The following is a 15,658-nucleotide window of genomic DNA, read 5'->3' on the forward strand; positions in this document are numbered from 1 at the left end:
CAGATGCTCGAATACGGGGAGGATGCGGCCTAGGAACCCTCTGATCTGCAACTGTAAATATTGTTACCATTTTATAAATATAATTACATTGTTCCCTGTGCCGTCTTTCCGTCAAATTTCGTAACCTATTGATTTTTAATGTAAAAGCAAGTTGGCACGGAGCTTGATATACCTCTCGTAACTTAACCTTAAAAAGGAATGGATTATGGGTTACGAGGTAGATTTTCTAGGTGTGGGCGACGAGTCCAAAAGCGGGGACGCTATTGCCATCCGCTTTGGCAATCTCCATGGCAGCCGGCAAGAGCAGACCGTCGTCGTGATCGATGGGGGCTTCAAAGACACCGGGGCCGCTCTGGTGGAGCACATCAAAAACCACTTTGGCACCGACCAGGTGGATATCGTTATCAACACCCATCCGGACCAGGACCACATTAACGGCCTAGAAACGGTGCTGAACGAGCTGCAGGTTCTGGAGCTATGGATTCATCAGCCCTGGGAGCATAACCAGGGGCTGGCACAACACTTTCAAGACGGGCGGGTAACCGACAATAGCCTTGGCGAGCGTTTGAAGCAAAATCTGGAAAAGGCATCCTCATTAGTCGCGCTAGCGGAGTCGAAAGGGGTTGTGGTGCGTGCGCCATTTACTGGAGAGCAGGATGCTTCTGGTGCGCTCAAGGTACTGGGTCCATCTGTTGAATACTACGAATCCCTAATTCCTGAGTTTGAAGGAATGCCTGATCGGGCATCCACGAGTGAGGCGGCTGAGGGCTTCTTCAATAAGGCTGCGGCGGTCTTGAAGCGTTTCCTTGCAACCTGGGGTGACGACCAGATCGACGATGATGGCATCACATCAGCAAAAAATAACTCCAGTGTGATTACTCAGCTGGTGGTTGATGGTCGCAGACTCCTGTTTACCGGCGATGCGGGTATCCAGGCGCTGGAAATGGCCGCCGACCAGGTTGAGAGCTGTGCAACCGGTGCAGACCTCAAATTTGTCCAGATCCCCCACCACGGTAGCAAGCGGAATATCGGCAAGACCGTATTGAACCGCCTGGTGGGTCAACCGGTAAGCGAGGGCCAATCCCGTGATATCACGGCGATAGCCTCGACCGCCAAGGCTGGGGAGCCCAAGCATCCCAGAAAGGCGGTTATGAATGCGTTTACCCATCGCGGAGTGGAGGCGCTGGCGACCCGTGGGAAAGGCATCCTCTTCCCTTATGATGCTCCTCAGCGCGATGGCTGGACGAAACTCGATCCAGAGCCCTATCACTTCGCCTACGAAGATGAGGAGGCTTGAGCATGGCCGTTATGTCACTAAAGGCGCAAAACGTTGCGCCTCTGGCCTTACTTCTACTGCTGCAGTTGTTGGCCATTCATTCTCTGAACTCCGCTACTTTCGACCTCAGTCTATTGGTATCTATTCAACAGGCCGGCGGTGTCATGCTCGCGATTGGGGCACTGGCCGGATGGCTAAGCTACTTGCTCCCCGTAGATTTGAAGAACGCGATTGTGTTTCTTCGCGTGCGGAATGTTCTCCCGGGACACCGTTTCATCCAGTTGGCCGAGGCTGACCCGCGTATCGATTGCGAGCTGCTTCGAGTACAAGTGCCAGATTATCTGGCACTGTCATCAGACCATAAGGCCCAGAACAGCGTTTGGTATCGTGAGTTCTATCGGCCGGTAATCAATCAGCCTGCGGTGGCCTCTACTCATAGGTCCTATTTGCTCTACCGAGATGGCACATCAATTTCGTTACTCAGTGCAGCAATGTTTGTCTTTGCAAAGTTTTTACTGGAATCGCCTATGTCTGCATTTGGTTATGCCTCCGTCTGGATTTTCCTTATTTCGGCCCTGGGTTTCATGCTGGCAGCACGCAATGCAGGCACCAGGCTGGTAACGACGGTGTTGGCGATTCGTTTAGCGGAGACTTCATAGGTGTGCTGTTGTCAGAATAATGACTGTGATTATCAGGCCTGGAACTGGTTGCCTTTAGAGTCAATCAATAATCAACACGTTAATTGAGTAGCAATTATGAATATCAGTGAATACTTCGCCCAGGTATTGCAGGCACCTCTACACAATATCCAGTGGTCTTGGGGAGCAGAGAATGACAAGGCCGTTTTTCTGCGCAGCTGGGTGCCGGAGTTTGACGGGCGACGAGTCTATGTTCTTGGTAACCGGGACGACTACGGGAGTCCTGGTTACGGCGAGCGCATTCGACATATTGAGTCGATTAAAGCCGGTATGCCCGGGTATATCGTCATGCTGGAGCCCCACGACGCCGCGGCGGAAAAGTGGAGTATCAAGCGGTTTGAGGAGAAGGTGTATCCAATCAAGTGTTTTGAGCGTGAAGCAGATGAGTGGTTTGCTGTGCTAGAGGACAGTGTAGAGATCGCTGTTGCCAACGGATTTGATCCGGAGGCTGCGCTGAGTCAGTTGATGGGCTGTAAAGCAGCAGAGGTAATTAAGAAGGCCGCGAAGGCTTGGAAGCTGATTGGAGTCCAAGAGCGGGAGGCTATCTTTAAGCATCCAACCAGGCTCTCTCGGTTAGTCGTCAATGTCGATACTGGCGAGTACCGTAGAACATAAGATCAGTGACAGAGAGCGAAATAATGATGTTTGTCGACGACGGCAGGCACTCCATTGATAGTCGCAGGTAGAGGGATCGAGTGGAAGAAAATAAGTACGACATCATCGGCGATATTCACGGGCATGCCGATGCATTAATAGAGCTGCTGGACGTATTGGACTATCGGGAAACGGCAACGGGATATGCGCATCCAGAACGCAAAGTGATCTTTCTCGGAGACTTTATTGACCGTGGTGAGCACCTGGCACAGCACCGCAAGCTACTAGGGATCGTTATGCCAATGGTCCGTAATGGCCATGCGAGGGCGATTATGGGGAATCACGAACTCAATGCGTTGGCTTATCACGCGAGAGTTAATGGAGAGTATCTGCGCCCCCATACAGAGAAAAACACTGAGCAACATCAGGCCTTTCTCAATGAGTACCCCGATGAATGCCCGGAGAAAGCGGAAGTGCTGAACTTCTTCCGCACTCTGCCCATGTGGCTGGACTTGGGTAGCCTGCGCGCGGTGCATGCCTGCTGGGACGAGAAAAGTATTGGCCTGTTGGCAGCAAAGGCTGAAGGCGCATATATAACGCCGGAGCTCTTGGTCGAGGCAACAACGGAGGGCAGCGACGTATTTCACGCGGTGGAGACGTTACTCAAGGGCTGCGAAGTACGCTTACCCGAAGATGTGAGTTTCCATGATAAAGATGGCAATCCGCGATCGGCAGTCCGGGTGCAATGGTGGCGATCCTCCGCGGAAATACTGGGCGAGGTTGCATTGCCCGCTGGTGTTGATATTGGGGGCGCAGCCAAGTTGCCCATCCCCGCGCGTATGCCTCGGTACCCGGAAACAGCTAAGCCGTGCTTTATCGGTCACTACTGGCTAAATGGGGTGCCGGCGCCTCTCACGCACAATGTTGCCTGTCTTGATTATTCCGTGGCGGGTGGAGGTAGGCTCGTTGCGTATCGCTTTAATGGAGAACAAAAATTGAGCGGCAACAGCTTCGTCTATGCCTCGTAGGCAATGCAGTGGGGTAACAGATATCGATCCTCGGCTGAAATCGATTGTGATGCAGTTCACAAACTTGCGTTGGACTGGCGTCCGTATTAGCCTGAGCCGATCATTTTCGGCGATTGCCGGGAATTGCTCAGCCTGGTTGTACAAAGCACGGTTCGTGTGCTTTTTGATCAGTCTGGTTGCGTAAATACTGACAATAAATACAAAAGCTTCGCATGCAGTAAAAGGAAACTTCCCCTGACTGGCTGTGCGAGCCTCCCCTGTGGAGGGTACGGGAATCGTGCCTGAGAGCAGAGAATAATAAAGAGGTGTTTTGGCACAATGAGTTTAGTTGCCGCAGCGACAGCCAAAGATTGGCTGGATATGTTCCGTCTTGAGCGGATGGTTCGAGGTGCAAAAATACCCGATGGTCGCCCTTTGTTTGGCTACCACGTCTCCCAGGAAGAATTCACCGAGCTTGCCCAGGTGCTGCGAGATGGGGTTGGTGATATTGACCGCCCCATACGAAAAACCACCTGGGCGGCCTGCTTTTGCCTGTACGTCGCAGAGTCATTTCGGCGTAACTATGACGCGAGTGACGGTGGTTGGTCATGGAATGGCTTTGAACGTGATCTGGGGATCAGCCTTACGCCAGCCCAGCGTAGTGAAGCCCTCGATGAGGGGCTGGTAAAGTATTGGAAGCGCCCGATTCGTATGCGAACGAATGGTCGGGATAATCTCGGTTCATTGTTTGCAGAAGGGGGCCTGCCCTGGAAGCTAGTTCAGCATGAACAGCACGGCTTTGGTCGCGCCGTTCTTGCAGGGCTTAAAAATTACTATACCAATCGCGATGCCGGTCGCGGCACTGCAGAATTTCTTGACGACTATCTCCCTTACTTGCCCCAAAGCTTCCGCAACTCAGAAACTCGCCAATTGCTCGCTGGTATTGTTGAACAGCTAGTTTCGCTTGTTGAAACCCACTCTATTACCGACCAGGAAGACCCTGCGAGCTATCTCGACCAACATGTCGAAGGTTGGCGAGGAGGATTTCCAATCCCGTTGGGGGAGGAGAATGGAAGGCGCTTAGTGAATGACTGGCTACGTCGTGCAGACAGAAGCCGCGGTGAGCGCCTGCAAAAAGTGCAAGAACAAACGGTTAATCGCTGTAACCACTGGCTAGATCCGGAACGTTACTTTGAGCGAGACATCAAGACCGAAGTCACTTTACCGAAGGAAATGCGATTCCCTGTTGATCCCGCCATGCTAAGGAGCACCCGCCTGGAGCTGGCATTCTATGAAGGTGATGCACTACTGGCAAAAGCGGGTGCGATATACGGTCAGCTCGGAACGGAGTCGGAAGTCGAGATGAGCGTTCGCTTGCCTCGTCAGTATTTCAAGCTCACCCGTCGGGAGTATAGCGAACCCCTTAAGGTGGCATTTCTGGCAAATGGCCAGGAGATCTTTGCGGAAACGCTTGCAGACAGCGCAGTTTCCTTTACTGGATCGCCGCTCTTATTTGAGAGAGGGGATCATGGCTGGATCCTGACGGCCGATGGCTCACACCGGTATGGTATGGAAGAGGCTCTATTGTGGGCGCCCTTTGGGGCGGAAGTTGAAGGCCCGGATATAGATTGCCATCATTCAGGCAACGACGGCAGCTGGTTGCTCATTTCCGATGATGTCCGATTGAAGCTGGGAGAAGAACGATATCGATTTGCTCCTGCGGGCTCAGGGGAATTCGCTTCCCAGATACAGCTGAAAGGCAGGACAATGTTGGACAGCTCTCTGCCCACCACTGTTTATCGTGGCTGGCCACAGCTTGTCTCTGAAGCTGGAGTTGCTGTTGGCAGAGACTGCGCCCGTTACATCAATGGCAAGCGTGAAACTGCCGAGGCGTCAATTCAGCGCTACGGAGCCTTTCGTTATAAGGTTACCAACGGTGAAGGTGAAACTCTGTTGCTGCGCCGATTTGCAGTTCTCCCAGAGGACTTAAAAATCAGCCTCGTGCCTGAGTGCACCAGAGAGTCTGCCCAAGTGAGAGTGCATTCAGGTGCTGCGCTCAGGGCCCGGGTGTGTGGTGAGGGCATCGAGTCGTATGAAGCTATCTTATCGGGCGGCACTGCGTCCTTACCGCTAAAACGAAGCGGGCCCACGCCGCCTGCCGGATTTCGGCTATTGCTCAGTGGGGCGAGAGAGGATTCAGTCGAACTTCGACTCGACTATCCTCTGGACGGCGTTCGATTTATTAACCGTGATGGACAAGAAGATTCGCCAGTAGACCTGCTGGTAGAGGATCTCCTGGGTAGCCAGTTGATACTGACCAACGGTATGACTGGCCGACAGGTGTTTAATATACAGATGCAGCTGGTGGGCGGAACCGCTGCCACAATTAAACGTCACTACTCCATTGCGGTTACCGACAGACCCGTACCTTTATCGCTCTTTGCGTTCAGTGATGATATCCGTCAGATGCTCAGTGTTACCGGAAATCAGGACAGTTACATTCGGTTCAGTGTCGATTCGCACAAACCTCTTATGCGGTTCGATATCCGGCGCTTTAACCGTGATCTCAAGAGTGAGGGGAGTGGCACCTTCCGCCTCCAAGGTGCCGGTGCAACGCATGTGGGAGAAGCGCGTGTCGTAGAGGCAATGCTTCTCTCCGATCCCGCGATGAAACCGCGAAAGCTGGAGGAGGTCACCACACTTGGTGTGGGCATGGGCGCATTTGAGTTTCAGCCAAAAATGACTGACGGTGGTCCATGGCTAATCTATCCTGTGCCTGGTGCTAAAGAGCAGTTTCGGCCAGTACTTGTTCCTAACGGCCAGATCGAGGCAAACGAGGACGAGATCCACTCTCTTCATGCTGCTACTAGAGCCTTTCATCCAGAGAGCAACCCCACAGTAATCGACGCTCAAATCGCCCGTATGTGCGTAGACCTATCTCATAGCGGCTGGGGCTATCTGGAAGAACTCTGGGATAATTTCAGCCATCTACCACTATCGACGTTCGAGGCTTGGAAGTCACTGGCACGAAATCCCGGTGCTCTCGCACTGGCTACTTTGCGGCTGGGCTTCGACGAAGCGAAAGCGTTACGCTTCCAGGAGGAGCTTTCGATCGTCTGGGAATACATACCGTTGGCTACCTGGCGAGATAGCTATGAAAAGTATGCTAACTGGATGGTCGGCAATGGACTTCCTGAGACAATAGTTAGTAGCATCATGACGCAGCGCAGTAGCGTTTTCGAGAGTCTCATATCTGGCTATGAGAGCATGGAGTCATATATACAAGGCGGTCGCCGCAGCGATCTTAGGAGCGTTTCGCCCATCGAGATATTGCCAATGTTCTTTCAGGACTTGCGCAGGAATTATCCGGAAATCGATCGTTGGCCCAGTTATCTGGGCTCAAATCTACGTCAGTGGGTAATAGATCAAGAGGTCGCACCTCAATTACGCGATTACTCGAACACTCACGAAACAAATGCCTTGGCATACCTACCAATATTTCTTGGTTATGTGACCGCTGGACGCGCAAAGCCAGAAGATCTCGAAGTAAACCCAGATTTTATGAAGTTTGCTATCCGTGTGCTCGCGGACTTTGATCGACAGGGTTGGTTTGTGCCAGCCCATGCAATCGTGACCACGTACCTGATGACAGAAGAATAAAGAGAGCCCGCTTACAATGAAGTATTTCCAGAGTCTGGTAGAACAATCACTCAGCCGTACTAAGCAATCAACTCTCAGTATTCTCGGGATTAGTGATCCCAATCTGCGCGCGCATCTCGAGAGCCAAATGACTGATGAGCTAGGTGCAGAAGGCTGCTTTTTGGCGCCTCCGGTTTTTGAACACACCTTCGGCTGGGCCCCCTCTGATCGTAGTCTGGACAGCCTTTCAGGCAACTTATTGGAACCGGAATTAGTCGAGACGCTAGCGAGCGCTAGCGGAGGTTATGACCTCCCTGGGCACGTTCACCCCTATACACACCAGCTAATGGCGTGGAAAACGTTGCAGGATGATCAGCCTAAGTCGGCAGTGGTCACTAGTGGCACGGGTTCCGGAAAAACCGAATGCTTTATGATTCCGATCCTGAACGACCTGATTCGGGAGAAAAAGCAGAGTGGGCCGCTTGTGGGTGTCAGGGCACTTTTCCTGTATCCGCTCAATGCATTGATCAACTCTCAGCAAGAGCGTCTCGATGCATGGACAAGAGATTACGATAAGAGCATTCGTTTCTGCTTATACAACGGCAATACCGTACATAATGAATCGAAGGTGCGAAAGGAACAGCGAGATCGCCCTAACCAGATCCTGTCCCGTGAAGGTATGCGGAGAGAACCTGCGCCGATACTCCTGACCAACTCCACAATGTTGGAATATATGCTGGTTAGACAGGATGACGCGCCGATTCTCGAGATTTCTCGTAAAGCACAATCTTTGCGTTGGATCGTATTGGATGAAGCGCACACCTACATCGGCTCTCAAGCCGCCGAGCTCTCGTTACTATTGCGTCGGGTACTCCATGCCTTTGGGCGCGAGGCCAAGGACGTGCGTTTTGTTGCAACCTCTGCAACTATTGCTGACCAGGATGCTGAGGCAAAGTTAAAAACCTATCTATCGAGCTTGGCTGGCGTTGATGAATCGCAGGTGGTCGTTATTGGTGGGCACCGCAGTATTCCACAGCTGAAGTGCGATGGTGAGCCATCAACGGCGACGCGGGACGATATCAGTGCTATCGAGTCAAATTCTGAAGTATCGCCATCTCGCTACGAGGCACTCACACACTCGGTGATTGCCTGTCGTCTTCGTGATGCGATCGTTTCCAATAAAGAGGAGAAGCCACAGACTCTGAATGAACTGCTTTCTGCGGTTGAAGACCTATTGCCAAAAGGCGATAGGGAATCGCTACAGCGTGAGGTTCTCTCCTGGATTGACTTGATGACCGGCACCAAGTTCAAAGAGGGGGGCGAGCCCTTCCTAAAGCTTCGGGCGCACTTCTTTCAGCGTATGTTGCATGGCCTCTGGTCCTGTATTGATCCCGCTTGCCCAGAAAAGTCAGAAAATCTTAAAGATTGGCCGTTTGGCAATCTATACGTAAGCGAAAAGTCTCGTTGTAAATGTAATGCACCTGTCTACGAGGTTGCCTTTTGCCACGATTGCGCAACACCACATCTCCTCGCAGAAGAAAACAATGGATTTCTGCATCAACGTAGCGCATATGTACGCGATGAGTTTGCTCTGTCAGTGGAGCAGTCAGAGAGTGAGGATGATTCGAGAAGCGCCTTAGATGAATCAATCGCGCTGGACTCCCAGTGGGTGATTGCCTCGCCGCTGACTGAACGAAACAAGCAACTTGCAAATAATGCAGATCTGGATACATACACCAACGCTAGCGTTGACGCGCGAAATCTGGAAATCAACCTCATCCAGGCCGAGCGCAATATTACCTTCCAGCAATCAACCGAAATAGAAGCTTCATGTCGACATTGTGATAATAGTGGGTTTAACGGTCGAAAGTTTTATCGGCAGTGCTATTTGGGGGCGCCTTTCTATATCAGTAATGCGGTGCCTACCGTTCTGGAATACTGTCCGGATCCAGAAAAGGGGGATTTGGGGAAAAATTCTCCAGAGGAGCTGCCGGGGCGGGGGCGCAAGTTGATTACGTTTACCGATAGTCGGCAGGGTACCGCAAGACTTGCAGTGAAAATGCAGCAGGAAGCTGAACGTTCTGGATTACGTGGGTTGGTTTTTGAAGCGCTCCGTAATCGAATGGCAGATGCAGAGCTCAAGGCGGGAGAGAATTCGGCCAGCTCATACGAAGATTTAATGGCTGCTGCCGAAGCGATGCCAGACCCTGCTATTAAAAAGACTCTGATTATGGCAGCCGAAGATGCTTTGAGAAAGCAGCAGGCCAGCACGTCAGAATCAGTAATTGACTTTGACACGATGACCCGAGAGTTGGCAGCCAATCCAATTGTTGTCAATGGAATTGTTCGTTATAACCGATATGCTAGCCCAGAGTTATTTAGCTCAGGCGACGACCCAAGCACTATGGCGAGGCTTTTGCTGGCCAGAGAGTTTGCCCGCAGGCCAAAAAACCAGAATAGCACTGAAACCCTTGGCATCATTAAGGTTGGTTATCAAGGCCTGGATAGTGTCCGTCAATGCCCAGATTTTTGGGAAGAGTCCGAGGTACAGCTGAACGACGGCGAGAAGCGCCGGCTAGGCATCGATGATTGGCGAGATTTCTTGAAGGTCGCACTGGATTTTCACGTCCGTGAAAATACCTTTTTGGAATTGGAAGAGAATCTTCGTAATTGGATGGGAGCTCGGTTTGCACCGAAGACTTTGTTCTCGCCTGGTGCGGATATAGAGGAAAGTCCGCGTGTGAAGAAGTGGCCTATGGCTAAGCCTGGGCCTCATCGTGGGCGTTTGGTCAAGTTACTGGAGTTGGCTACAGGCAAGGATATCTCAGATCAGACTAGCCTTGATGTCGTAAATGTTTGGCTCGAGAAGGCTTGGCAGGAACTGAAAAACGTACGAATTATTGAGCAGTCCGGGACAGGCTATGCACTGAAGCTAAGAAAGCTGCAGTTCTCACTGCCAAGTCAGGCTTGGGTATGTCCTGTCACAGGGCGATTGCTAGATACAGCATTTGTTGGTCTGACACCTTATCTACCAAGAAAATACCGAGAAGGTGATTATCGCTGTACCTTGGTATCGATGCCTGGATGGACCCAGCTCGAAGCCAAGGAAACTGGAACTGAGAAAGTCAGGACTGTTCGCGACTTGATACAAGATAATTTCGAAGTTCGCGAGTTGCGCGCAAAAGGACTCTGGACCGATCTATCTGATCGGATTGTAGAGGGGGGCTACTACTATAGAACCGCGGAGCACTCTGCTCAGCAGTCATCTGAAGCGCTAAAACAATATGAAGACTTGTTTAAAAGCGGTCAGGTGAATGTACTGAATTGCTCCACCACAATGGAGATGGGGGTCGATATCGGTGGTATTTCGGCGGTAGTGATGAACAATGTGCCTCCTCACCCTGCGAATTACTTGCAGCGAGCTGGTCGTGCGGGACGTCGCAGTGAATCAAGGGCGATTGCCTATACCTTGTGTAAAAAAGATCCGCATAACCAACGCGCATTCACGAATCCAAAGTGGCCATTTGTTACTGCGATTCCTGCACCGTCGATTACCCTAAGTTCCGACCGTATTGTTCAACGACATGTACATTCGTTGATGCTCGGTATATTTCTTCGCGGCCATCTAAAAACTTCTACCGATAACACTAAGCTAAACGTCGAGTGGTTCTTCAGTGGAGGTGAGAGCTCTCCCTGTCAGCAATTCAACGCATGGACACAGTCTTTGCCTTCAGAGCTCGAACAGGCAATGCATGCCCTACTTCGAGGCACTTCCTTAGCTGGCGTTGCGCCGCATAAGATAGTTGATGAATCTAGTAAGAGGTTGACGAAGCTCCAGGACCGCTGGAGGGACGAGTTCGACAGCCTTACATCCAAGCAGGCTGCAGCTACTGATGAGGCTTATAAGAAAGCACTTTCTCTCGAACTAAAACGCCATAATGAAGAGTATCTCCTGCGAGATCTGGCCGCACGTGTTTACCTCCCGGGATATGGTTTTCCGACAGATGTTGTCAATATAAATACCTACAATTTTGAAGAATTTAAACATCGGAAAAACCTGCAGGCAGGCGCTTCGCGTGAGGACAATATTTATAGTTATAAAGAAAAGCCCAGTCGAGGGCTTGATGTCGCCATCCGTGAGTATGCCCCTGGATCCGAGATCGTCATCGATGGTCGCGTCTATCGAAGCGCCGGCGTAAGTTTACACTGGCACTCTGATGGTGCAGTAAATGAGGTTCAGAAATTCGATCTGTCCTGGCGGTGCAAACAGTGTGGCGCGTCTGGCATACAGGAAAATGCTTACAGCAAGACTGGGGATCTAAATTGCGGAAGTTGCAATCATCCAATTTCAGAACCAGAAAAGAAGCTAGTCCTACGGCCAGCAGGCTTTTTGACCGATTTTTATAAAGAAACAACCAATGACATTACTTCGCAAAAATTTATCCGTGTTGAGCCTCCTCGCATCACTGTAAGCGGCTCCCGTATATCACTTCCCGATGAGCGTCTCGGTTATATCCAATATGGGAACGAGGGAACAGTGTTTCATCACTCGTCCGGCGAACACCAGAAAGGCTATGCGATCTGCATGGCTTGTGGGCGCTCGGAGTCTATGCAAGCCAATGGCGAGTTGCCGCAAGCCTTACGTCCTGGTAAGCAACATGCGCCATTGGGCGGAGGAAAAGGTGCAGATAGAGCCGAGTCTTGTAGCGGCGAAAAGGTCATGGGTAACGTATATCTGGGGTACCAGACTTCTACTGACGTGCTCGAAGTTTACCTAAAGAACCCTGCTACTGGAGAATGGCTGCCTACTACACCCGCTGGTCAGGCAATCGCTGCGACTATTGCCGTTGCTCTCAGGGATGAAATTGCGGGAATGCTCGGCGTCGCGAGTACTGAGATGGGCTTTGGCTTTCGCAAGGATAGGGACGTCGAACAGGGCGCTGAGCGCTTTGTAATCCAAGTCTACGACCGGGTGAGTGGAGGCGGGGGCTTCTGTACCTCCGAAGTCGGAAATATTGCACGTCTATTGAAAGGCGCATATAAGCGTCTGCAATGTCCGGCAGAGTGCGATAATGTCTGCTCTGCGTGCCTGACCGGCCAAGATAGTCGTGTCGAGCAGGAAACACTCGATCGACATGGTGCGCTTGCATGGCTTAATTCCATCGGGCTACTCGAATATCTCTCGATACCGTCTGACTTCGATCTGGTGCCCCGTGCTAGACACTGCGCAATTAGCCCGATCGAATGGGTTCGATCAAAAATCAATGGTGGTGCTGACACCGTCTCAATTTGCATACCTGGCTCTGACAGCGACGTCAATCATAAGCACTTTCGTGACCTTGTTCTTGGGTGGAAGGTAGCCGACCGAGTAAATGTCAGGCTGCTACTTGAGCCAGACTTAGTCATTTCAGATGAAGTGAAGCACAGTTTCCAGCTTCTTAGCCGCATGGGAGTTGAAGTTTCACTCAAGTCTCCTTTGGATGGTATTGGTGATGTCAACGTAGGTATACAGGTAAGCGGTGCTGGCGGCGTAGGCACACTTTTAGGCCGGAGCCCTGTTGTATTTGTTCCGGGCGAGAGTTGGCTAATGGATGCCTCTGGAGATGCACTAGTTTCGACTACGGCCCTTCCTGCATTGGAGTATGTGCCTATACCAGCGGAATTTTGGGAGACCAATCTCAGCGGGGCCCAAGTGGTTGAATTCAGTGACACATTGAATGGACCTGTGGTCGATTTTCCTAAACGGTTTGCGCAGTTACTCCAAGAGGAAGTGCCAACCCTTCGCGAGCAGTTCTCTAGTGATCGAGTTAAGAAGATTAGCTATAGCGATCGCTACCTAAAGTCACCCTGGGTAGTCTTGTTGCTGGAAAAAATGCTTTCCAGTTTCCCGTTGCGTGAATGTGTTTTGGAGATCCAGACTGTCAAGGTAAAGGGGATTAATTCATCCTCCTTCATTGATGCGAACTGGACTGATCCGGATGATCAGCGATCCGTGATAGCTGAATGGCTTGGCGTTAATTTAAAGTCACAGGTAACTGTGCATATGGAAAACACGCCAAAGACCATGTCTCATGGTCGTGTCCTTTTGCTGGAATGGGAATCTGGTAAGACAACAAAAATTTTGCTGGATCAGGGCGTCGGATACTGGGATAAAGTTAGAACATATAATGATCGGTTTAACTTTCTTTGTGATGTCGCTCAGCAGTTGCACGCAATCCAGAAATACCAAAATCAGGCAAGCATGATCAACAGCGCTTCTTGGCCGACCTTTATTACAGTGGTGACCCAGTGAAAGCACAAGACTTACAGTTTACTCAACTGCTTGAGGGATCGAAGCAATTTATAATCCCTATTTTTCAGCGAGCATACAGCTGGGAACTCAGTCAATGTCAGCAGTTATGGGACGATATTCTTCGCGTAGGGAGCAATTCTGATCTCAATAGTCATTTTATTGGCTCTGCAGTCTATATTCCTGAAACAAACGTTGATGCTGCTATCCCTCGCTGGTTGGTCATCGATGGCCAACAACGTATCACTACTATGACGCTACTGCTATTAGCGCTGAAAAATCGACTGCAGAAAGAAGATATAGACGAGCCTATATCAGCAGCGCAGCTCGAGGACTACTACCTAAAGAACCGATACGGTAAGGGAGAGGCGGCATACCGGATGCTTTTGACCAAGACTGACAAGGATACCTTGATTCGGATCTTGGATGGGAAAACATTGGACGACAATGACTCTTTACGTATTGCTTCGAACTATCAGTTCTTCGCTGATCAGATTGAATCAGCGGACATTGATAATCTTTGGAAGGGTATCAAAAAGCTAATGATCGTCGATGTGTGTTTACAGCAAGGCATCGACAACCCTCAGATGATATTCGAGAGCATGAACTCTACAGGTAAAGCTCTCACACAGGCAGATCTAATTCGAAATTTCGTGTTGATGGGGCTCGAACACGATTTTCAGACTCGTCTATATGAAGAGTATTGGCGTCCAATGGAAGTCGAATTTGGTGCAGAGAACTATAGCCAAAGATTCGATGAATTTATGCGTTTTTACCTGGTTGTACAGACTGGCAATACCCGAATGCGGAAGGCAGAAGTCTACGATGAGTTTAAAGCCTACTCGCGTGATTTTGAAGTGGAGTCGTTACTGTCATCGCTAAAAGGGTACGCTAGTTACTATTGCCGGATTGCGCTCGGAACAGAAAAGGACGTGCAACTTGGGGAGGTTTTCCATGACATCCGAGAACTCCGTGCGGACGTAACCTATCCCTTCTTAATGGAACTCTACAAAGATTTTACCGATAAAGTTCTCGATCGTGAGGAAATGTTGGAGATAACGCGCTTAGTGGAAAGCTATGTATTCCGTCGAGCTGTATGTGACATCCCTACTAACTCCCAGCGCCAGACATTCGCCACCTTAATGAAAAGTGTTGACAAGACTCGCTATCTTGAAAGTGCAAAAGCCAGTTTCCAGCTGCTGCCTTCATACCGGCGATTTCCTAAAGATGAGGAGTTTATTCGTCAAATTCAAATCCGTAATTTGTACAAGTTCAATCGACGTTCGTACTGGCTGCGCCGTTTTGAAAATCATGGGCGTAAAGAGCGTGTGCCGGTTAATGACTACACTATTGAACATATCATGCCCCAAAATAGCGACTTGAGTGCGCAGTGGCAGAAAGAATTGGGGGAGGATTGGCAGCGTATTCAGGAGCAGTATCTACACACGCTTGGAAATCTGACGTTAACCGGTTACAACTCTGAATATAGTGATAAACCGTTCAAAGAAAAGCGTGATATGAATGGGGGATTTAGACAATCGCCATTGAAACTGAATGAAGGGATAGGTCTCTTTGAATCATGGGGCGAATCTAGTATCAAAGCTCGAGCAGAGAATCTAGCTCGTCACGCTGTTGATATTTGGCTGGCCCCGAATCTTGGTTCAGAGAAATTACAAGAATATCGCGTTGTAAAAGCTGTGAGCTCTAACTATTCCATTGACGATCATCAGCATCTTCATGGAGGGCGTACGCGAGAACTCTTTGAGTTATTGAGGGCTCGATTGTTAGAGTTGGATGAGTGTGTATCGGAGAGTTTCTTCAAGTTATATGTAGCGTACAAGGCTGAGACTAATTTTGTCGATATTGTGCCTCAAGCCAAGGGTTTGCGGATTTCGCTGAATATGGATTTTCCAGAGATCGACGATCCTCGAGGGCTCTGCAAAGATGTTTCTGATATAGGTCGGTGGGGTAACGGAAATGTAGAGGTGCGACTCGAGGATCCGTCAAATTTGACCTACATCGTAGGACTGGCGAGGCAATCGCTGGATAAGCAACTAGGTAGCGATGAGTAGTGGATCACTGATTAAAGATTTGTATGCTAGGTAAGAGCGGCGCTAAGTTGAGCTGTCTTCAATCAAGAATGAAGTTGCGTGTT

7 protein-coding genes are annotated in these 15,658 nt (G+C 50.3%); all 7 read left to right on the top strand.

The window, feature by feature from the left end:
- Positions 1-205 precede the first annotated feature (205 nt).
- Positions 206-1,297, top strand: a complete 1,092-nt coding sequence (locus ACXAD0_RS06810) for a ComEC/Rec2 family competence protein (RefSeq protein ID WP_475087617.1) — start codon at positions 206-208, stop codon at positions 1,295-1,297.
- A gap of 2 nt (positions 1,298-1,299) precedes the next feature.
- The gene (locus tag ACXAD0_RS06815; protein WP_475087618.1) at positions 1,300-1,935 is read left to right on the top strand and encodes a hypothetical protein; all 636 of its coding nucleotides are present in this window, start codon (positions 1,300-1,302) and stop codon (positions 1,933-1,935) included.
- A 96-nt stretch (positions 1,936-2,031) separates the two neighbouring features.
- Complete coding sequence (locus ACXAD0_RS06820) at positions 2,032-2,589, top strand: hypothetical protein (RefSeq protein WP_475087619.1); 558 nt, start codon at positions 2,032-2,034, stop codon at positions 2,587-2,589.
- An 80-nt stretch (positions 2,590-2,669) separates the two neighbouring features.
- A complete protein-coding gene (locus ACXAD0_RS06825; protein WP_475087620.1) occupies positions 2,670-3,596 on the top strand; it encodes a metallophosphoesterase in 927 nt (308 codons plus the stop codon).
- A gap of 318 nt (positions 3,597-3,914) precedes the next feature.
- On the top strand, positions 3,915-7,235 hold the full coding sequence (locus ACXAD0_RS06830; RefSeq protein WP_475087621.1) for an STY4851/ECs_5259 family protein: 3,321 nt from the start codon (positions 3,915-3,917) through the stop codon (positions 7,233-7,235).
- Positions 7,236-7,560: 325 nt separating this feature from the next.
- Positions 7,561-13,506, top strand: a complete 5,946-nt coding sequence (locus tag ACXAD0_RS06835; RefSeq protein WP_475090329.1) for a DEAD/DEAH box helicase — start codon at positions 7,561-7,563, stop codon at positions 13,504-13,506.
- Positions 13,503-15,575, top strand: a complete 2,073-nt coding sequence (locus ACXAD0_RS06840) for a GmrSD restriction endonuclease domain-containing protein (protein WP_475087622.1) — start codon at positions 13,503-13,505, stop codon at positions 15,573-15,575. The genes ACXAD0_RS06835 and ACXAD0_RS06840 overlap by 4 nt, the downstream gene beginning before the upstream one ends.
- Positions 15,576-15,658: the final 83 nt, after the last annotated feature.

It is taken from the genome of Microbulbifer sp. ABF4_148, from assembly GCF_056158985.1.